The 19,174-nt window shown below is 55.1% G+C and carries 17 protein-coding genes, 1 tRNA gene and 3 pseudogenes; 9 read left to right on the plus strand and 12 right to left on the minus strand.

The genetic code is table 11. The features are described from left to right. Positions 1–22 precede the first annotated feature (22 nt). Together BCS36_RS00900 and BCS36_RS00905 are read right to left on the minus strand one after the other, a co-directional pair. Positions 23–541: a 4'-phosphopantetheinyl transferase superfamily protein gene (locus BCS36_RS00900; RefSeq protein ID WP_291301056.1), complete on the minus strand. Its 519-nt coding sequence runs from the start codon at positions 539–541 to the stop codon at positions 23–25. 245 nt (positions 542–786) lie between these two features. Continuing rightward, positions 787–1,203, minus strand: a complete 417-nt coding sequence (locus tag BCS36_RS00905) for an aspartate 1-decarboxylase (RefSeq protein WP_291301057.1) — start codon at positions 1,201–1,203, stop codon at positions 787–789. 38 nt (positions 1,204–1,241) lie between these two features. Here BCS36_RS00905 and BCS36_RS00910 point away from each other — a divergent pair, with 38 nt between their 5' ends. From BCS36_RS00910 to BCS36_RS00935, 7 genes and pseudogenes are all read left to right on the plus strand, one after another. Continuing rightward, the gene (locus tag BCS36_RS00910; protein ID WP_291301058.1) at positions 1,242–1,427 is read left to right on the plus strand and encodes a hypothetical protein; all 186 of its coding nucleotides are present in this window, start codon (positions 1,242–1,244) and stop codon (positions 1,425–1,427) included. A gap of 20 nt (positions 1,428–1,447) precedes the next feature. Beyond that, on the plus strand, positions 1,448–1,543 hold the full coding sequence (locus BCS36_RS14130; protein WP_367209056.1) for a hypothetical protein: 96 nt from the start codon (positions 1,448–1,450) through the stop codon (positions 1,541–1,543). Next, positions 1,503–2,395, plus strand: a pseudogene (locus BCS36_RS00915) (molybdopterin dinucleotide binding domain-containing protein); the annotation flags it as partial. The gene BCS36_RS14130 and the pseudogene BCS36_RS00915, both read left to right, overlap by 41 nt. Before the next feature lie 16 nt (positions 2,396–2,411). Next, positions 2,412–3,131: a 4Fe-4S dicluster domain-containing protein gene (locus BCS36_RS00920; RefSeq protein WP_291301059.1), complete on the plus strand. Its 720-nt coding sequence runs from the start codon at positions 2,412–2,414 to the stop codon at positions 3,129–3,131. A 212-nt stretch (positions 3,132–3,343) separates the two neighbouring features. Further along, positions 3,344–3,679 (plus strand): annotated as a pseudogene (tnpA, locus tag BCS36_RS00925) (IS200/IS605 family transposase); the annotation flags it as partial. A 126-nt stretch (positions 3,680–3,805) separates the two neighbouring features. Beyond that, positions 3,806–4,911 (plus strand): annotated as a pseudogene (locus BCS36_RS00930) (IS3 family transposase). 80 nt (positions 4,912–4,991) lie between these two features. Further along, positions 4,992–5,294 (plus strand): hypothetical protein, encoded by a 303-nt coding sequence (locus tag BCS36_RS00935; RefSeq protein WP_291301060.1) that lies wholly within the window; start codon positions 4,992–4,994, stop codon positions 5,292–5,294. Positions 5,295–5,354: 60 nt separating this feature from the next. Here BCS36_RS00935 and BCS36_RS00940 read toward each other — a convergent pair whose 3' ends face one another. The 7 genes from BCS36_RS00940 to BCS36_RS00970 all read right to left on the minus strand — a co-directional run bounded on the left by BCS36_RS00940 (position 5,355) and on the right by BCS36_RS00970 (position 14,040). Then, positions 5,355–5,747, minus strand: a complete 393-nt coding sequence (locus BCS36_RS00940) for a RidA family protein (protein WP_291301061.1) — start codon at positions 5,745–5,747, stop codon at positions 5,355–5,357. An 84-nt stretch (positions 5,748–5,831) separates the two neighbouring features. Continuing rightward, the gene (locus BCS36_RS00945; protein WP_291301062.1) at positions 5,832–7,424 is read right to left on the minus strand and encodes an amidohydrolase family protein; all 1,593 of its coding nucleotides are present in this window, start codon (positions 7,422–7,424) and stop codon (positions 5,832–5,834) included. 55 nt (positions 7,425–7,479) lie between these two features. Then, positions 7,480–8,760, minus strand: coding sequence for an MFS transporter (locus tag BCS36_RS00950; RefSeq protein WP_291301063.1), 1,281 nt, complete (start codon positions 8,758–8,760; stop codon positions 7,480–7,482). Positions 8,761–9,049: 289 nt separating this feature from the next. Beyond that, positions 9,050–10,234, minus strand: coding sequence for a YgeY family selenium metabolism-linked hydrolase (locus tag BCS36_RS00955; protein ID WP_291301064.1), 1,185 nt, complete (start codon positions 10,232–10,234; stop codon positions 9,050–9,052). A 4-nt stretch (positions 10,235–10,238) separates the two neighbouring features. After that, complete coding sequence (gene dpaL / locus BCS36_RS00960; protein WP_291301065.1) at positions 10,239–11,462, minus strand: diaminopropionate ammonia-lyase; 1,224 nt, start codon at positions 11,460–11,462, stop codon at positions 10,239–10,241. A 217-nt stretch (positions 11,463–11,679) separates the two neighbouring features. Next, complete coding sequence (locus BCS36_RS00965) at positions 11,680–13,503, minus strand: sigma 54-interacting transcriptional regulator (RefSeq protein ID WP_291301066.1); 1,824 nt, start codon at positions 13,501–13,503, stop codon at positions 11,680–11,682. Between the two features lie 15 nt (positions 13,504–13,518). Further along, positions 13,519–14,040: a hypothetical protein gene (locus BCS36_RS00970; RefSeq protein ID WP_367209050.1), complete on the minus strand. Its 522-nt coding sequence runs from the start codon at positions 14,038–14,040 to the stop codon at positions 13,519–13,521. Between the two features lie 867 nt (positions 14,041–14,907). Between BCS36_RS00970 and BCS36_RS00975 the strand changes: the two genes are divergently transcribed. Together BCS36_RS00975 and BCS36_RS00980 are read left to right on the plus strand one after the other, a co-directional pair. Then, on the plus strand, positions 14,908–15,426 hold the full coding sequence (locus BCS36_RS00975) for a hypothetical protein (RefSeq protein WP_291301067.1): 519 nt from the start codon (positions 14,908–14,910) through the stop codon (positions 15,424–15,426). Positions 15,427–15,467: 41 nt separating this feature from the next. Then, positions 15,468–15,956: a hypothetical protein gene (locus BCS36_RS00980; RefSeq protein ID WP_291301068.1), complete on the plus strand. Its 489-nt coding sequence runs from the start codon at positions 15,468–15,470 to the stop codon at positions 15,954–15,956. A 128-nt stretch (positions 15,957–16,084) separates the two neighbouring features. Here the strand turns inward: BCS36_RS00980 and BCS36_RS00985 are convergent. The 3 genes from BCS36_RS00985 to BCS36_RS00995 form a co-directional block, all read right to left on the minus strand. Further along, positions 16,085–16,160, minus strand: a tRNA-Ala gene (locus tag BCS36_RS00985). Between the two features lie 54 nt (positions 16,161–16,214). Then, positions 16,215–17,015, minus strand: a complete 801-nt coding sequence (locus BCS36_RS00990) for a class III extradiol ring-cleavage dioxygenase (RefSeq protein WP_291301069.1) — start codon at positions 17,013–17,015, stop codon at positions 16,215–16,217. A gap of 318 nt (positions 17,016–17,333) precedes the next feature. Continuing rightward, positions 17,334–18,797, minus strand: a complete 1,464-nt coding sequence (locus BCS36_RS00995) for a 4Fe-4S dicluster domain-containing protein (protein ID WP_291301070.1) — start codon at positions 18,795–18,797, stop codon at positions 17,334–17,336. Positions 18,798–19,174 lie beyond the last annotated feature (377 nt).

The raw sequence follows: 19,174 nt of genomic DNA on the forward strand, positions 1-19,174 counted from the left end.
TAGCTCTCCTTCAAAGCGTGGACTATGTTGCTCCAAGGCGCTCAAGGCGGACGCTTGTCGCCTCACAGGCAGATGCCCGCCTTGTCAGGCAACAGCCAGCCAGAACATAGCCAGCCGTTACATCCGCAGTGGTCGCGAGGCATGCAAAAAGCCTTCGCCCGTTAAGGAGTACGGCCTGAAGACCCGGCTGAATGCGCAGTGCGGGAAACCCTCTTGGCATTCCGCAACCGATGGCCTTGCAGACGGCTTCTTTCATGGTCCAGTATTGCAAAAAAAGCGTGCCGGGCTTGTTGCTTTCGTGGATGGCAGCGCGCTCTTCGGCGTGTAAAGCGTGTTCCGAAATTTCGTCATATGCGGGCGGCGTTTCTGCGCGTTCGATATCAACGCCGCACCGACCGGCGGAGCAGGTGAGCACGGCTATGAACGGCCATGCGTGTGACAGGTTGAACCATAGGGTCCGATAACGCCCTGTCAGATATGGTTTCCCGCAACGCCCCGCGCAAAACGTCCATGCCGCCGGTTTGATTTCAGGATGATTCATACTGAGTTCGTGACGCAGCAGTGCGTGGGCATGAGCATAAAGCAGACTGTCACGGGCGAAACGAAAACGCAGAGCCTTCTGCTGCTCTTCCGCGCTGAGGAAAGAGTTCGCCTGACGGAAGGCGTGCGCAATCCGGGTGTTGCGGTGTACGCGCCCTATATTTTTTTTCAGGTCTGCATGGGGGGTGTCAGTGGATACTCCCAGGGCTTCGTATACATTTGCGACAACGATATTCACGGGCGGCACTATGAAACGCTGTCTATCCTGAAATCGTATTCAAATGCTTTTGATTTGAATACATTGTACTGAAAATGTTCAACAATATTATTTTCTTGGTCGAATGTAAGAACATTGGGCCTGACGGTGTAGAGATCGTCAGGATTCTGAACCTGCATGGAGGCGCAGATGATTACGGCATCGCCCTTCTGGCAGGTGCGGGCTGCCGCGCCGTTAAGGACGCAGCAGCGTGATCCGGGTTCACCGTAAATGACGTAGGTTGAAATGCGCTGGCCGCTGTTTTTATTCCATATATAAACGAATTCCATTGGATACATGCCAGCTTGGCGGCATATGAGTGGATCAAGGGTTATTGATCCATGATATTCAAGGTCACAACCCGTTACATGAAGGCCGTGCAGCTTTGATCTTACAATTTCAATCATGTTACAACCCGACTTTACAGTGGTTTTAAAATGTATGCATGAAAAGCATGATGATAAAAATACACGAGGCCGCAGGACTTGGCTGCCCGAAGGAGGATTTTTTATATCCCAAATTAAAAATGAATTTCATTGTCTATTGTGTTATTTATGCCAACAGCCTGTATTTATTATTTCAGGTTGTTGGCCCTACCGTGCAAACTGCCAGAGGCTGGCATCCTGGGTAGCCGCGACCAACGTGTCTCTGATGCAGGCTGTGGAAAGAGGCCACTTTAGAAATGATCTTTATTGCCGTCTTTCCGTCAACCACGTCCATGTGTTGGGTATATTGCGGATGCTTTGACGAGAAGGCGGGAAACCTTGCCAAGCGTCGGGATCTTACCCAGACCTCGCGTCAGGCGAAGATTGGCCTCTTCCCTGGTTTCTCGTGGGCATGGCCGTTGAACCGCCGTATTCTTTATAACCGCGCCAGCGTGGACAAGAACGGCAAACCATATAACCCGGACCGCGTTGTCATAGCGTGGGAAGATGGAAAGTGGGTCGGCGATGTGGCGGACGGCGGCAACCCGCCATGGCTCAAAAGGGCGGAGTATATCCTTTTATCATGACAACCGAAGGGTTCTCGCAGTTCTACGGTCCAGGGCGAGAGGACGGCCCGCTGCCCGAGCATTATGAACCGGCGGAAACGCCGTTGACGCAAAATCCCTTTTCGAACCAGATGCATAATCCCTGCATGAAGGTTATCGAAAGTGATATGGATGCCCTGGCCAAGCATGGAGATCCGAGATTTCCTATTGTTTTGACGACTTACAGCCTTACTGAACACTGGTGCTCTGGTTCTGAAACGCGCAACGCGCCTCCTCTGCTTGAAGCAGAACCACAACAGTATATTGAGATAAGCCATGATCTTGCCAAAGAAAAAGGCATCAACAACGGCGATGTGGTAATTGTGGAAAGTCTGCGAGGTAAAACAGAGGCCGTTGCCATGGTCACAGTGCGCATACGTCCGTTCATGGTCATGGGCAAAAAATTGCATCTGGTTGGCATGCCTTTCTGTTTCGGATGGTCAAAGCCCAAGTGTGGGGACTCAACCAACAGGGTGACTTTGTCCATTGGTGACCCCAATACGACTATCCCCGAGTATAAAGCTTGCTTGGTGAATGTTTACAAGGCTGAAAAGGTAACAGAACTGTAGAAAAGCAGAGGAAAACATGCCAAAAGCCATTCTTGTAGATACCTCCCGTTGCACAGCCTGCCGTGGATGTCAGGTTGGCTGTAAGGAGTGGAAGTCTCTGCCCGCTAATAATACAAAGCAGTGGGGAAGCCATCAGAATCCACCAGACCTCAACGCCTATAATTTTAAACTCGTGCGCTTCAGCGAGCATTTGATTGATGGCGATGTACGATGGTATTTTTTTCCAGACCAATGCCGTCACTGTGACTACCCCCCCTGCATGGCCACTGCCGAACTGGAAGGCTCCATTATTCAGGATGAATCCACAGGAGCAGTCATCTTTACGGAAAAGACAAAGGGGGAGGATTTTGAAGCTATTCGTGAAGCCTGCCCCTACAATATTCCTCGCAAGGATGAAAAGACGGGCCAGATTGTCAAATGTGATATGTGCATAGACCGCATCCAGGCCGGTATGCAGCCTATGTGCGTCAAAAGCTGTGCCATGGGGGCCATGCAGTTTGGCGACCGGGCGAGTATACTGAAAAAGGCTGAGCAACGTCTTGCGGAAGTGAAAAAGGAATTTCCCAAGGCGCAACTTTTGGACAGCAGCTCTGTAAATGTGGTTTTTCTCGTGATGGATGATCCGGCCCTGTATCACGAATTTGCCATTGCCAGCGCCCCGGAACCCAAAACTCGTCATCAATGGTTGGCCCGGCTTGTACAACCTTTTAATGCCGTTAAAGTCAAAAATATATAGCACAATGCAGCCGCTTACAGGCGAAAGGCCTCAATGCTGAAAAGCATTGAGGCCTTTAATTATGGCTTTAGCCAGTTGAGCGCGCCAGCGCGCGAAACAGAGAACCTCCCGCTATGCGGGTGGGGACAAAGCGTTATACACACAAAAACACCCTTCCTGTACGATGAAGTTGTTCAAGCCCATCGTAATTTTTAAAGAAGGGTGTTTTTGTTATGGGAACCAAGACCCAAAGCTTAGCTCACACAAAATGGCTGTGCAAGTATCATATCGTGTTTACCCCTAAGTATCGAAGAAAAATAATATTCGCACAACTGCGCGATAGTATAAAATAAATCATGCAGAGTCTTTGTAAGTACAAAGGGGTAGAGATTTTAAAAGGGCACTTGATGCCAGACCATATACACATGCTGGTGAGTATCCCGCCAAAGATCAGCGTATCGAGTTTTATGGGGTATTTGAAAGGCAAAAGCTCACTGATGATCTTTGATAAACACGCAAACCTTAAGTACAAGTTCGGCAACAGAAAGTTTTGGGGCGAAGGATATTGGAAGCACTATCAGCACATCATGAACAAGCAGAAAAAAGCTGCTATGCAAGCTCTGCTGTAAGTATCCCGTAAAATAGTACGCCCCTAAACTGGAGATTTCTGCTAGACCCGTCCTACGGAGGCGAGCATGAAGAAATCTCGGTTTTCAGAGCACCAGATTATCAAGATCCTCAAAGAGGTTGAGGCTGGCCGCACGGCCAAGGAAGTTTGCCGTGAATACGGCTTCAGCAACGCCACGTATTACTCCTGGAAGAGTATATTCGGCGGCTTGGAAGCTTCTGACCTCAGACGGATGCGTGAACTTGAGTACGAAAACGCCCGGCTCAAGCAGATGTTCGCTGATTTGAGTTTGGAAAACAGGGCCTTGAAGGACGTTATCGAAAAAAAGCTCTGAGGCCAGCCGAGAAGCGCGAATTAGTCTGCTTCCTTCACGAAGAGTATGGTTTGAGCATCACGAGGACTTGCACCGCGTTGCGGCTGAGCCGCACAGTGTTTGCCTATCAGGCCACTCCTCGGAACGATATGCCGGTGATTATGGCGCTACTTGAGCTGGTCGAAGCCTACCCTCGCTATGGGTTTCCAAAGTATTTTGCAGTATTGCGACGCAAAGGGCATAATTGGAATCATAAGCGGGTACACAGAATTTACCGTGAACTGAACTTGCATCTGCGGCGGAAGGGGAAAAGACGGTTGCCGGCCCGTAAGCCAGTATGCCTTGAGGCGCAAATTGCCACAAACTTGTGTTGGTCAGTTGATTTTATGAGCCACAGCCTGATGAGCGGGCAACGCTTTCGCACGTTCAACGTACTCGACGACTATAGTCGAGAAGTTTTGGCGATTGGAGTCGACACAAATCTACCGACGGCGCGGATTATCCGAGTGCTTGAACGCATTGCGACTTGGCGTGGCTTCCCGGCAAAGCTGAGGATGGATAACGGTCCGGAGTTCATTTCCGTTCAGCTTGCGGGCTGGGCTGAACAACACGGAGTAGAGCTTGAGTTTATTCAACCAGGAAAACCGACACAAAACTCTTACGTAGAACGTTTCAACCGCACCTTCCGCGACGAGATATTGAGCTTTTATGTTTTCAGTAGGTTAAGCGAGGTAAGAGAGATCGTCGACAACTGAATCTTTGAGTACAACGAACAGAGGCCCCATGAATCCTTGGGCAACCTGACTCCTGCGGAATTTGCCCTCAAACATGCGGATAATTCCAGTTTAGCTTTGCACTAAGATGGGGGATGTTTACAGTTTGACGTGCCGTGGAGATACGAGCCGTACCATATGCTCGGCATCAAGTCCGGCTATCGCTCATGCCCAGTAATGATTTCCGCCACAGGGCTCAAGGCCAATCAGGCACGGGGGCAAATTGGCAAAAAATGCAGGACGCCAGCTCTTTTCAGTTTTTTGTTGAACAGTTCCTTGCCGTGTTTATCCACGCCATGCACCTGAAAAATATTCTTTGCGATATCCAATCCGACTTGACAGACTACTCCCATGACCCGCCTCCCTGGTTTCTGGTGAACTGCAACGGTCACCTGTGGCACTTTGATGCCGTCGAGTCTATGACTCTCCGGGGGGTGGGTCTATCCCACCAAAAACGAAGTCCCGGCTAAATTGCCAGGACTTTGTCAACAGTCTGGAGGCCTCCGCGCATGCGGAGGCCTCTTTTCACATTATAAAAATGCGCTAATGGCGGCAACAGCCTCGATTTCAATTTTAGCGCCAAGGGGCAGGCTTTTTACGGCAAAACAACTGCGGGCCGGAAAGGGCTGCTTGAAATAGGTGGCGTACACTTCGTTGATCGCGGCAAAATCGTTGATATCCACAAGATATACGGTTGTTTTCAGCACCTTGTCCATGGAGGAGCCCGCGGCTTCAAGCACGGCCCTCACGTTATTGAGCGAGGCCGCCGCCTGCTCCGCCACGTCCTGGGGCATGGTCTTTGTTTCTGGAATGATGGGCAGTTGCCCCGACGTAAAAACAAACGGCCCGGCAGACAGCGCCTGCGAGTACGGGCCCACGGCGCCGGGGGCTTTATCGGTCGTTACAAGCGTGATGGAACTCATGGCGTCTCCTTATTTCACGCGCGGCTGCCGATGTTTTCCGAGGGACTGCAGCCGCGCCTTTCCGGTCCCTGCTTGCCGCAGGGCCTATTTTTTGCGCAACACTTTGCCCGCCAAGGCCTTTTTGTCCAGATGGCCGGCATTGATGGTGTGCGCGCCGTTGACGAAAACGTGCGCTATGCCTTCGGGGAACTGGCGCGGTTCAGTAAAAGTGCCTTTGTCGATGACCGTTTCCGGGTCAAAAATGACGACATCCGCATAATTGCCGGGGCGCAGCACGCCGCGTTCCTTAATGCCGAACACCTCTGCGGGCCTGCCGGTCATCTTGCGCACGGCCTCATGCAGCGGCAGCACCTTTTCCTCACGCACGTATTTGCCCAGAACTCTGGGAAAAGCCCCGTACACGCGCGGGTGCGGCGTGCCGCCCAGAAGGCCGTCGGTGCAGACGTTCATTTCCGGCCTGGAGATAAGGGTTTTGACGTGTTCCTCAAGACCGTAGAAATCCACCATGCCCACGGCGTTTTCTTCATCCCGCAGCAGGTCGAACGTAGCTTCCAGGGGGTCCTTGCCGCGCATCCTGCCCAGTTCCACAAGATTCTTGCCCACCGCGTCGGTGTTTCTGGACGTTTTGACGCTGGTGACGAAGATGCCGTCCAACCCGGCAAAAGCAACAAAGTTGTCCCAACCGTGAATGCCGTTGGTGATGTCATGGACCATGCGCTTACGGTCTTCGGCACTGCCCAGGCGCTCCACAAGCTTGTCCGTGCCGCCGTCATGCGCCCAGGGGGGCAGAATGACGCCGAGCATGGTGCTGCCCGCCACATAGGGATATTGGTCGAATGAAACCCGTATGCCTTCTTTTTGGGCCTGTTCGAGCAGTTCGATCACCTGGGGGAAGAGATGGGCGTTGTTTTTGCCGCAAAGCTTGAAGTGCGAAAAATGCACCTTCACCCCCGAATCGCGCCCGATGTTGATAACCTCGTGCATGGAGTCCACGATGGTGTCAGCCTCGCTGCGCTGGTGGATGACAAAGGGCACGTCGTATTTGGCGGCAACTTTGCAGGTTTCTACCATTTCGCGCGTGTCGGCGTAGGCGCAGGGCATATAGATGAGGCCTGTGGAGTAACCGAAACCGCCCGCATCCAACTCGCGGGAAAGGATGTCGCGCATGCGCTGGAGTTCCGCCTCGTCGGCAATGCCGCTGCCGAGGCCGCGCGCCTCCATGCGCACATTGCCGTGCGGAACGAGATAGCAGAGGTTCGTGCCGGAGCCGTTCTTTTCCAACAACTTTAGATAATTTTCCGTTGTGCCGTAATTCCAGTCAAAGTCGTCCTTGTCGCCGTCAAGCCCGGCGAGATTCTTCCGCCAGGGGCTAATGAACCGCTGCGGCAGCGGAGCCATGGAAATGCCGTCCTGCCCGAGAATTTCCGTGGTGACGCCCTGCCGCAGTTTGGGAGCCAGTTCCGGATCCTTGAAAACTTCCAGGTCGGAATGGCTGTGGGTGTCGACAAAGCCGGGGACTATTGCCAGCCCTCCCGCATCCACTACTGCGTCCACATCCGCGCCGGGATCCACCTGCCCCACGGCCACAATCCGCTCATCTTCCACCAGCAGGCTGCCCGGCGCTCCGGGGGCGCCGGTTCCGTCAATCAATATGCCGTTTTTGATCAATGTTTTCATCATGTCCTCCATGGTAATGCGGCGCTCCCGCAGCAGGCGGGAGCGCCATGGCGGGTCAGGCCTGCGCGGCAGGCTTCGCGCTCTTGATGGTCAGGGCCACCAGCAGGGCCAGAATGGTTCCGCCCATAAGGAAGAAAAAGGCCCATTCAAATGATCCGCCGTCCATGTCAACAAGCTTGCCCACGGCCCAGCCCGCCACAATGCCCGCCATCTGGCCGCCGAAATTGACCGTGGCCGACCCGGCGCCCATGATGGCCGGAGGGATGGAGTCTACAACAATGCCCCAGAAGGCCGCAAAAGCCAGAAAGAGGAAGAAAGCCGCTACGCACTGGGCGGTCACGCTGCCCGTGATGGTTTCAGCCCTGAAAGTGATGTACAGCGCAATGGCTGAAATGGCGCAGGTGGGAATGAATATCCACTTTCTGTGCACGCCCCTGGCCTTGAGATTGTCGGAGAAGAACCCGCCGATAATCAGCGCCACTGTGCCCACAAAGAACGGCAGAGAACCGAGAAGCCCCAGTTCGGTCAGCGAGAAGCCGCGCCCCTTGATGAGATATGAGGGCAGCCAGCTTACAAAACCCCAGTAGGTGATGTCGAAGGCGAACCAGATAATGACCATCTGCCACAATATGGGCTGGCGCATGAGCTGCCTGAAGGTGGGCTTTTCCTGTGCGGCTCCGTTCAGGGAAACAATGCCCGGATCGTCTTCCAGCTCTCTGAGTTCCAGGGCGGTCATGCCGGGGTGGTCCTTGGGGTTGTTGCGTACGTAGAGGTAGAGCACCAGCGCGATGACCAGACCGGGAATCCCCAGTACGATGAAGACGTGCCGCCAGCCGAACATATGGATGATGCTGGCCGCAGCCATGGTGGCCAGCGCCGGTCCGAGAGCGTTCACGCAGGACTGGATGGCCGTGGCCGTGGCCCGCTGGCTGGAGGGAAAATAGGTGGCGATGGTCTTCCAGGAGGCGGAAGGGAAGGCCGCTTCGCCGATGCCGAAGACGCAGCGCAGCACAAGCATGATGGGCAGGGAGAATACAAGGCCCGTCAGGCTGGTGAACACGGACCACCACGTGATGGCCCCAGCCATGACCTTGCGGGGACCGAACTTGTCCGCCAGCAGGCCGCCGGGAATCTGAAACAGCGCGTAACCTACAAAAAAGGCGCTCATGATGAGCCCCAGTTGTTCGTTGTTCAGGTTGAAATCCTGACCGATATAGGGCAGAGCGATGCCCATGACCATACGGTCAAGAAAGGAAAACAGCCATGCCGCCAGCATGATGCTGAGCACCGTGTAGCGAACGCGCCAAAAGCCTTTGGGAGCAGAAACCTGTTGCATGACGACCCCTTAATCTGAAATGGTTGGGCCAGGTGACTTGTATTCCCGGCATCCCGGCGGGCCTTTCCTCTTTGTCGATAAAGCCCGATTGCATCCCGGCGGGCCGGACTGCCGCCCGATAACGTAAAAACTACAGCCAAGTAAGTCGAAACCATAACGTGAGAATGCGCTCATTTTGCCGGTGGAAGGCGGACGCGTGCCGCCCTCCCTCCGGCATGGAGCAGGAGCACGGGGCGGTATCGGCATGGAAAAACCGCTCCGGCGTCCGCACCCGTGCGTGGCCGCGCTCCTAGCCGAGCAAGGCCTTGCTGATGGCAACGTATCCGGCAGTCGCCGCATACAGTTGACTTTCTTCAATATATTCGTCGATGGTGTGCGCGAGATTTTCCCTGGAAGGACCGAATCCCAGAGTTTTGATGCCGCGCTCGCCAGCGTAATGGCTGCCGTTGGTGCAGAAAGAATAGTGGGATATGGCCGGAGCAAGCCCGGTTTCTCGCAGCCCGGCCAGGGCCTTGCGCACAAATTCCTCGTTTTCGTCAAACAACCAGCCGGGGAAAAAACGCTCTCCCGCAATTGTGTCGCCGGTCCAGCACTTTTCCTGGCCGGAAGCGTAAGAAACCTTGGCTTTGAAGTCTTTTACCGAGCTTTCAAGCCCGGTGATTACTTCCTGATACGGACGCAGCACGGCTTCGGGGGTTTCGCCCACCAGCAGCCGCCTGTCGCAGGTGGCGCGGCAGTGGCTGGGAACCACGGAAGCGCCGGGATAGGGCGTTGAAATGATGTCGGTAACGACAGAAACGCCTGCGCCCAGGATCGGCTGCGTTTCCGGTTTGATGGCGGACAGCCCTTCAATAAGCCGCACCATGGACAGCACGGCATTGACGCCCTTGTCCGGGTTGGCCGAATGCGCGGGAACACCGAAAGTCTCCAGCACCACTTCCGCGCGGCCGCGCTGGCCTATCTTGAGATTCAGTTCCGAAGCCTCGCCGATGATGACAAAATCTGGATTGACCCGTCGGCTGATGGCGCGCGCGGCCACCCCCTCGAAGCATTCTTCGTGCACCACGCCGGCCACGCAGATCTCACCGGCGAAATCCTTGCCCGTGTCTCTGGCGAACATGGCCGCGGCGCAGGCCATGGCAGCCACGGCACCCTTCATGTCCGACGTGCCCCGGCCGTAAATTTTGCCGTCCACAATTTCACCGCCGAAGGGATCGTGCGTCCACGCGGCCGGGTCCGGCACGGGCACAGTATCAATATGCCCGTCAAAAAGAATAGTTTTGCCGGGCTTCCTACCCTTGATGCTGCCGATGATGCTGCCGTATTCGTCCACGACAACCTCATCAAAGCCGTTGGCCGTCATGAAAGCGCGCAGGGCTTCAACCACGCCTTTTTCCTGGCCGGACAGGCTGGCATTGCGCACAAGAGTCACGCAAAGATCGCGAACCTGGTTTCTATTTTCCGTGTTCAGCATGGTCTTACTCCTTTTCCTGGCAGGGATATTGCCCGTACCAGACAATATCGCGGTAGATTTCGGGCGAGGTGTCGCCTTCGGTGCTGATGAGCAACACCCTGGACTGGGCGTCCAGCCCCAGCGTCCGGCGCAGATCGGCCATGGAAGCATGTTTCATAATGTATTCCAGCGCTCCGGCGGTGACGGCTCCCGATTCGCCGCTGACCACGGGGACGTCGCCGGGGCGCGGCGCGGCCAGAATGCGCATGCCGTTGGCGGCAATGCTGTCACCGCAGGAAAGGGCGGCAGCGGCATAGTCCCGGATGGCGTTCCAGCTCACAGTGCTGGGCTCGCCGCAGGCCAGCCCGGCCATGATGGTAGGCATCTGCCCGGTCACGGGGTGCGGCATGCCATCGGCCGCCTTGAGCGAGCCATAGATGCAGTTGGCCAGGTGCGGCTCCACGATGGTCGTGACGGGCATGTCGTCGCCGTAATTGGCGGCAAAATAGCCCAGCACCGCCCCGGCAAAGGAGCCCACTCCGGCCTGGAGAAACAGGTGCGTGGGCCGTTCGACGCCATAGCCGCGCAGTTGACTCACGGTCTCACGGGCCAGAGTCATGTAGCCCTGCATGATCCAGCGGGGGATGTCTTCATACCCTTCCCAGGCGGTATCCTGCACCATGACGCCGTTGTGGCCGTTGGCGTAGTCGTTGGCCAGGCGCACAGCCTCGTCGTAATTCAGGTCCGTGATGGTGCACGTGGCCCCGGTTTTGCGGATGTTTTCCGCGCGGATGGCGGCGGTCCCGACGGGCATGAACACCACGGCCTTCTGGCCGAGCTGCTGGGCTGTCCAGGCCACACCACGGCCATGGTTGCCGTCCGTGGCGGTCACAAAGGTGATATCGCCGAGTTTTTCCCGCACAGCGGGAGAACACAGCTTTTCGCGCGTAAGTGATTCTATGGGTTCGCCGAGTTTTTCGGCCAGATAACGCCCGATGGCGTACGCTCCGCCCAGGACCTTGAAGGCGTTGAGCCCGAAGCGCTTTGATTCGTCCTTGACGAATATGCCGCCGAGGCCGAGGTCCTGCGCCAGAGCGTTCAGGCGGACCAGGGGCGTTGGCGCGTATTCGGCAAAACTTTTGTGGAACGCATGGGCGCGTGCGGCTTCTTCGTCGCTGTACTCTTCAAGCCCCGAACCGTTTCGGGGTGACTTTTTCCCTGCGTTGACAATGTACGATAGAGACTTCATGAAATCCTCCACGTGAGCTTGATGAAACATAAAAAAGCAAAGAAGATGCCAAATGGCAGCAAAACAACAATCCGTATTATTTACCATTGTTACGGAATATTATTAGACGAGAAAGCGGCTTTTTCAGTTTCTCGAAATGATAATTTATCATTTCGAGAAACTGAAAAAGCCGCAAATTATTATTTTGATAAACTGTGTCAATGCCATTCCGGCCCTGCTACGGCTCCTTCATTTCCCGCAGTTTTCTGTACAGGGTGGCAATGCCCATGCCCAAGGCTTCGGCGGCGCGTTTTTTCCCATCCACCGTGTTGCCGAAAACCGCCACAGCGTGCCTGACGGCCTCATCTTCCAAGTGCCGGAGCGGCAGTACAGGCTTTGAAGCGTCCCCGGAAGCCATTGCCACAGATTCCCGACTTTGCACCGCCACAGGAATGGAATCGGGGGCCTGCCGCCACGCCGGGGCTTCGTTGATCTTTTTGGGCAGCAGGGAGCAGGTCAGGTCGCCACCTGTATTGATATTGACCATATACTCTATGCAATTCTGAAATTCCCGCACGTTGCCGGGCCAAGAATAGCTTTTGAGCTTTTCCCGCACGGCCTCGCTCAGCCGTATGGGCCATTTGCCGAGGCTTTTGCAGAAACGCCCAAGGAAAAAATCGGCTAGCAGGGGCACGTCGTTCTTCCGCTCCCTCAGGGGCGGCAGGTGGATGGGAATGACATTGAGGCGGTAGTAGAGATCCTCGCGGAACATGCGCTCCGCCACCAGGGTCTGCAAATCCTCATTGGTGGCGGCAATGATGCGCACGTCCACGGAAATGAGCCTGTTGGACCCCAAGCGCGCGAAGCATTTTTCCTGCAGCACGCGCAATAATTTGACCTGCAAATGCAGCGGCATGGAGCTGATCTCGTCCAGAAAGACAATGCCGTGGTTGGCCAGTTCGAATTTCCCCATATGGCCGGATTTGTTGGCCCCGGTAAAGGCCCCGCTCACGTAGCCGAAAAGCTCGCTTTCCAGCAGATGGTCGGGGATGGCCCCGCAGTTGATGGTGATAAACGGTTGGTCGCGCCGGTTGCCTTCGGCATGGATGGCCCGCGCGAATATTTCTTTGCCCGTGCCGCTTTCGCCGGTGATCAGCACAGTGGAGCCGGAGTCCGCAATCTGCAGCACACGCTTCTTCAACTGTCCCATGACAGGACTTTCGCCTATGATGCTCCGCACGCCCGCTTTTACGGTGCTCTCCGCTCCTCCGCCAGCGCCTAACCTTCCGGCGAAACTGCTTTTGCTGTCGGCCACCAGCACGCTGGCGAAGCTCTCATCGCCGTCCTCAAACCAGATATGGTTCCCGAAAAGCACAAACTCCTTTTCATGCAGGCGCACCACAAATTCGTCGGCGTCCAGAACGGTATTGCCCGTCTTGGTGAGTTCCAGAGCGGCGCCCTCATAATCGTAGGGGATGTCCAGTTCCTTGCGGGCCGTTTCATTGCAGAAACTGATATGCCCGCTGCGGGAAAACACCATGATGACGCGCAGATTGGAATCCGTCACCCGCATCAGCATATCGAGCTTGCGTTCCGCCTGGCGCGAGGACCTGCGCTCCACGGCGTTCATGGCCAGCAAATGCGCGGTCTGCTCCAGAAATTCCACGTAAAACGCCTTGTTGGCGAGAACCGTTTTTTTCCTTTCCTCAGAAAAACAAAGCAGACCAATGATGCCGACAGTCTTGCCGTCCGCAACCACAGGTGTGCAGATATTCAGCATTTCCTGGCAGTTGCAAAGATTTTTGCAGGAACGGCAAATGGGATGCTCACGCGGGTTCTCAAGGCAGATGGTCTGCCCCGTGCGTATGGCGGTGAAATACAGCTCCCCGGCGTCCTGAATGCTCTCCCCTATGCGGGCGGCATAGCTGCCCGTTCCTCCCAGACGAATGAGTTCGGCATCGACGATCTCAATATCCATCTGGGTGACAGCGGCCAGCATATTTGTAAATACGGTTATCCGTTTACCCATGTATCTCAGTGGATTATCAGAATGTGTATCCATGCGCACTTCGCTTTTTCACAAAAAAACCTCAAGTAGAGCGATTAACTCATTACAGAGCATACAGGGCGCGCTGTCATGGCCGGACATTACGCCAATGTCGGCCGTACAGGCAGAGGCCGGGCCGCGAGCCCGTCCGTCCATGTCGGTGGCGAGTTTGTGGCCGAGCGCGGTGGCGCTCCCCTGGTCCAGCATGATCATGTCCACCTGCCGGGTGTGGATGGGCAGGTAGCCGAGAAGGCGCGTTTTCAGCAGGATGCTCTCGGCGGCATACCCTTCGGCCACGGCAAAAAGGGAGCCGCCCTTCACCCCGGCGCGGAGCTGTTTGCCCATCCGCTGGTCCACGCCCTGACTCTGGTCAAACATGATCCGCACGGATTTTTTATGGCAGAACCTGGTGATGTCGTGCAGGGTGCGACAGCGGCCCGGTGCGAATTCAGGCGCGTCCGGGTCCAGCAGGTTCAGGGGAATCATAAGCTCCGCCAGAGTCGCAAGCCGCTGCCGCACCGGGCTGCCCTCCATAAGATTGGGGACCTCCACCTCACTGAAACCAGTTGCGGCAATTACAGGTATAAGTTGCTCCTCACTCCAAAAGCAGCGGTTCAAAGGGACGGGCTTCCCGTATATAAAAATAGGTACACGCCTTGTCCAGTACTCCGAGGCCGAAATCGTCAGTTACATGCAAGCTCGCCAGATTGATACCGAGAACTAGCACGGCCCCCCATCCCACCTATGGGGGGCATAGCATCATCGAAAGATGGTCGGGGTTTTTTGGCGTAACATCGTCAGCCAGGTTGTTCAGTGAAGCGACCGCCATCAAGGCAGACAAGAAAAGCAAAGCCACGGCCCATGCGTAAAAAGCTACCAAAAGTCCGATGAAAGCCTCGGTTCTGCCAAGATCCTTGGCAATTTCCGGAAGCAACCCGATGGCAGAACCTCTGTGGCAACGAATATGAAGGCGGCTAGCACCAGAGAAAAAACAGGAATCCAGAGGCGTCCGCCTTCCGGGGTTTTAATTGAAGTCATAATCTGATCCTTATCGCACACAAAAGTAGGACTTGTATATTTTATACGCCTGCTTTTGGCTAAGCACAAACCGGGCGGCCGCAGGTGCCGGGCTGGCTGGCGGGCGAAAAGAATGAAAGCTGCCGGGTATCGCAGCCGTGTAACGCCCATCAATAATATATAACCCCGCCGCGGCTCTTTACCAATTGTCTTGATCGCATGGGTACTGCAATTATAGATAAATTTCACTTTTATTCACTAGTTCCAAACTTTATATAGAAGATGTTTATTGACAAGTATTCGTATAATATTTGATTACGTTTTATATTATTGACAATTTATTGTATTTATACGATCTGCCTATCTGGAATATGAGCACTACAAAGTTATTTGGAGCAGCTTATGAAGCATACCATTCTGCTAATATTTGTTTTTGTGTTGCTTGCTGGCTGTAGTGGGTATTACCCGAAAAAGATAGGCGACCCAGTGCCACAATTGGCCAGAGAAAAAATGATTGATCCAGACAGCGGGAAGCCTCAAAAATACTGGATTCCTATGTTCGACAAGGAAGAAAAAGTATCTCCCCTGCAGGCACGGGAAGAAGAACGGCTATGCATGTACAGGCTGTATGAAGGAAAAAACATCAGCGAGTTGCATCACCCTAACATGACACACAAGACCTTGCCGAAGAAAAAGCATCAACTATGGACATATTCGATTTCGTATGTCGAGCAAACCACAAAATCTGGCGGGTTTTTTAAACCTGATGAGGTTATAAGAATAAGCTACAGCACTGTTTTTAATATTTTCACTGACTTGAATGGGGATGTCATTTCGTGTTCTTGGGTCAGAGGCACCCCGGACTATTTAGCTGAACGGCGCGCCAAGGAGTCCCAAGGCGAAGCTCGTCCTGCTCAATAGTGCGGTTGCATCACTAGTCCCTTTGATGTTCGGAGAATCAGATGTTCAAGAATATAGCGCTGTTTGGCTTGTTTGTGATGCTGATTGGGTGCGGCGGCAGGTATGGCAAAGGCTATGATGGGTGGGATGAAAATTATGTTGATGCCGGAACCGGGTTTACCATGTGGTTACCCAAAAAAATGAAAGAGCGTCGCTATGGGTCGTCTATTGTGGGGAAATATGCAGAAACCTGTGGCAGAAGCCCGGTTCTGGATGTGAACCTGCTGCCAGACGCTCAGGATGTATACAAGGAGGATGCTGACGGCATACGCACCTATGCCTTTGCGGGCAAGTATTATGCCGATGGTGGAAGCGACATGACTTGTGACGGAAAGAGATTTAACCGCACCATTAAACACGACTATTTTTTTAACATCATGATAAACCAGAAGGGCCAAGTGCTGGACTGCAAATACTTCCACTCCCGGGAGACGATTCACTCGCCAATTTCCGAAGAGCCTTTCAGGTTGCCTATTATCATTATTCAGTAATCAGGCGCAGCATTCACTGCCCTGAAGAAGAGGATACTACCTTTCATTGTAGAGTTCTGACCAGCACACCACCAAAAAAATTTAACGCCCCCGACCATCTAAGTGATGATCGGGGGTTTTAAGATATCTGGTGGAGCTGGACAGAATTGAACTGACGGCCTCTTGAATGCCATTCAAGCGCTCTCCCAACTGAGCTACAGCCCCATGAAGAATTTAGCGGTATATTTTTTCTCTGTGGGGCGCAAGTATTTATTCCATTTAGTCAAAAGAAAATGCCGAAAGCGGCGCGCCCATGGCCCTGCCGTGCCACGCGAGCCTGCCCTGGGCGGCTCCGGCGGCCCCGGCAATCACCATCAGCGGGATAAGATGCTCCTCGCGCGGGTGAGCAAAGCGGGCTCCAGGGGCTTTTTCCCATTCCGCGAGCGCCGCGTTGCGCACGGCGGCATTTGGGCTGCACACGGCATCCGCAAGCCAGTTGTCAAAAACCTTCGCCCCTTCTATGGGGGTATTATCCCCGTAGCGGAAGGCCCGCATGTTGTGAAAGCTCATGCCGCTGCCCACCAGCAGTACGCCTTCGTCCCGCAGTGGGGCCAGCGCGCGGCCCAGCGCCAGATGTTCCTGCGGATCAAGGCCTCGCCGCAGCGATATTTGCAGTGTAGGCACCTGCGCCTGCGGATACATCAGCAGGCCCGGCACAAATACGCCGTGATCAAAATCGCGCGTCGAGTCTTCAACGAGCGGCATGCCTGCTGAGCGCATGCACTGGCGCACCCGTTCAAACAGTTCCGGCGCGGGCGGCGCAGGCCACTGCAACTCATAGGTATGCGGCGGAAAATCATAATAGTCATAATACAGGCCGGGGCGCCGCGTGGTCAGCAGGGTAAACTGCGGCTGCTCCCAGTGGGCGGAAAACACGAGCTGCGCCTTGGGCTGCTGTGGCAGCGTGGTGGGGATGGAGCGCATCCAGTCGGCAAGGGCGTTCCAGGTGTCGGGCGGCGTCCAGTCCATAAAAAAGCAGGGGCCGCCGCCGTGAGGAATGTAAAATGCGGGCATGGTCATGATGAGCCTCGCGGGTGGGTGTGAATACTGCAACATCAGCCAGAGGAGGAGATATCCTGCAATCAGCGTAGCGCCAAACAGCGGTGGGGCCAAGAGCAGGAAGCGGCAAGCGCGGGCAAACCCTCATGCGGGGAACGCACGCCAAAAAATGAAGGCGGGCATTCTGCATAATGCCCGCGAGTCTGGAACTGCCCGTGTTCACGAATCTTGCGCGTCCTGCTTTTTGCCAATATGCAGATTGGCAGTTACACGCCTCTCTTGATGGATTGCCTGTCAGAGCGTTCTGTCGCGCTGTGCTGCGTCCGTTTCAAACATCTGCTAGCCGTCGTCGCGCCATGCGCCGCGCCCTGTTGTCCATAGCCACAGGCACAGCACCCCGAGCAGCACGGCAAAACCCAGATGCACAAGATCAATAAAGGTCGTCATGCCCGGCGAGAATGTGATTGAAGGCAGGTTCTTGGCAACGCGTCCAATACCGCTCAGAACCACAACGCCCAGCACTGCCAGCCGCATCTTGCCCCAGAAGGCGAGGCGGCCACGCAGCCTGCCGCGTATCTGCAGGGTCAGCCAGTACAGACCCAACGCCAGCAACAGGGCCGCCAATATGTAGTGGATGTTCAGCGTGATATAAAAATCGCCAGTCCAGGTGAGGCCGGGGATTCTGGCAATGCCGTAGCGGCTTGCCACCGGCAGCTGCATCATGCCGGTAAAGCCGAGCAGCAGAGCTACGGTTACCCACAATTTTTTGAGCAGGCCGCCGGAAAGCGCGGCATCGACCCTGGGATCATGCACGGCGCCATGCGGACGAGTCTGCATTTGTTCGGTGTTTTGACCTTGCCTCGCGGCGCTCAGCAGCGCCCCGGCCACGCCCACCAGCGGAGCTGTCACCAGCATGCGGGTAAGGTTGTCAGCCTGCGCCATTGAGTTAGCCACTGGGGCAAAGGTGGGCTTGCCGGGGCCGGGTTTTACCTGCTGCGCCAGCTCTGTGAACGGCGCGGGCGATAGATAAAATGTGTTGGTGCCGCCGTTTTCCGTCACACCATAAAGATACGCGCCCCGTTCCTGCGCCAGCTTGCGGGCTAACGCCAGAATTTCCTCGCGCGGGCCGATGGTCTGTACCTGCTGGGGGCAAACCTCCACACAGGCGGGCAGCTCGCCGTGAGCAAAGCTGTCTGCGCAGCGGTCGCACTTGTACATGACGCCATTGCCCGCGAAGCGCGGCATGAGGTCAAGGTACAGGCCTACGCCCGATTGCCGTTGCGGTATGTGCCAGGGGCAGACAGTGCGGCATTTGGCCCCGCCAAGACAGGTCTGGCTGTCTATGCTCACCGTGCCGGTTTCGGGCTGGCGGCTGGCCGCGCCCCAGGGGCAGAGGTTGGCGCAGGGCGGGTTGGTGCAGTGCAGGCAGCGGCGGGGAATGTGCAGCTCAAGCGGCGCGCCGTCTTTCTGCACGGTAACGCTTTCGATATACAGCCAGTTGTACGGCGTGAGCCTGTCGTCCACATCGCGCTTGGCAGACCAGTCCTCGTCCTTGGTTCCAGGAGGAAACATGGCAGGGAGAGGCTTTTTCACTTCCGGGTAGCGATGCCCGTTACGTTCCCGGCAGCCCTCCACGCACAGACCACAGCCGATACATTTTTCAATGTCGAGCAGGGTTGCGTATTCCGCCTGTGCGTCTGCTGCGCCTGCGGTTTTGTTTTCGGCCCGCGCGTCCAGCCCTGTGGCGGCTATGCCTGCGGCAGAGGCTGCGCCCACCAGAAAATTGCGCCGTGTCAGTGCCATGAGTGCTCCCTTATCGGTATTTGCGGGGCGCAGATATGCTGCCCGGATCGCGCCGATTATCGCGATTCGTTAGCAATATGGCACATTCCAGAAAAGAGCGCAATTTATAGCATACTTTTATGGTATTGATTTGGCAAGCTCTGGCCTCTGCCAGTAATTACTGTGGAGAACAGTAATGATATACTGTTGCCACATCCCTCATGACACAATCTCCCAATTTGACTATGTATATCTCATAACACATTAAGTATTATATTCGCCCCAAAAGAATAACACCCTGGTCTATTAAGTTTCAGTCTTTATTGCTGATAGTCTCTCAACACGCAAAAACCCCCGACCATCTTTCTATGATCGGGGGTTAACTTTGTATGGCATCG

The organism is Desulfovibrio sp. MES5 (assembly GCF_002237645.1).
In the GTDB taxonomy this organism is placed as follows: domain Bacteria; phylum Desulfobacterota; class Desulfovibrionia; order Desulfovibrionales; family Desulfovibrionaceae; genus Desulfovibrio.

Coding starts and splice junctions, on each gene's coding strand:
- BCS36_RS00900 (WP_291301056.1), bottom strand. CDS start 541: ATGAATCATCCTGAAATCAAACCGGCGGCATGGACGTTTTGCGCGGGG.
- BCS36_RS00905 (WP_291301057.1), bottom strand. CDS start 1,203: ATGATTGAAATTGTAAGATCAAAGCTGCACGGCCTTCATGTAACGGGT.
- BCS36_RS00910 (WP_291301058.1), top strand. CDS start 1,242: ATGAAAAGCATGATGATAAAAATACACGAGGCCGCAGGACTTGGCTGC.
- BCS36_RS14130 (WP_367209056.1), top strand. CDS start 1,448: ATGCAGGCTGTGGAAAGAGGCCACTTTAGAAATGATCTTTATTGCCGT.
- BCS36_RS00920 (WP_291301059.1), top strand. CDS start 2,412: ATGCCAAAAGCCATTCTTGTAGATACCTCCCGTTGCACAGCCTGCCGT.
- BCS36_RS00935 (WP_291301060.1), top strand. CDS start 4,992: ATGCCCAGTAATGATTTCCGCCACAGGGCTCAAGGCCAATCAGGCACG.
- BCS36_RS00940 (WP_291301061.1), bottom strand. CDS start 5,747: ATGAGTTCCATCACGCTTGTAACGACCGATAAAGCCCCCGGCGCCGTG.
- BCS36_RS00945 (WP_291301062.1), bottom strand. CDS start 7,424: ATGAAAACATTGATCAAAAACGGCATATTGATTGACGGAACCGGCGCC.
- BCS36_RS00950 (WP_291301063.1), bottom strand. CDS start 8,760: ATGCAACAGGTTTCTGCTCCCAAAGGCTTTTGGCGCGTTCGCTACACG.
- BCS36_RS00955 (WP_291301064.1), bottom strand. CDS start 10,234: ATGCTGAACACGGAAAATAGAAACCAGGTTCGCGATCTTTGCGTGACT.
- dpaL (WP_291301065.1), bottom strand. CDS start 11,462: ATGAAGTCTCTATCGTACATTGTCAACGCAGGGAAAAAGTCACCCCGA.
- BCS36_RS00965 (WP_291301066.1), bottom strand. CDS start 13,503: ATGGATACACATTCTGATAATCCACTGAGATACATGGGTAAACGGATA.
- BCS36_RS00975 (WP_291301067.1), top strand. CDS start 14,908: ATGAAGCATACCATTCTGCTAATATTTGTTTTTGTGTTGCTTGCTGGC.
- BCS36_RS00980 (WP_291301068.1), top strand. CDS start 15,468: ATGTTCAAGAATATAGCGCTGTTTGGCTTGTTTGTGATGCTGATTGGG.
- BCS36_RS00990 (WP_291301069.1), bottom strand. CDS start 17,015: ATGACCATGCCCGCATTTTACATTCCTCACGGCGGCGGCCCCTGCTTT.
- BCS36_RS00995 (WP_291301070.1), bottom strand. CDS start 18,797: ATGGCACTGACACGGCGCAATTTTCTGGTGGGCGCAGCCTCTGCCGCA.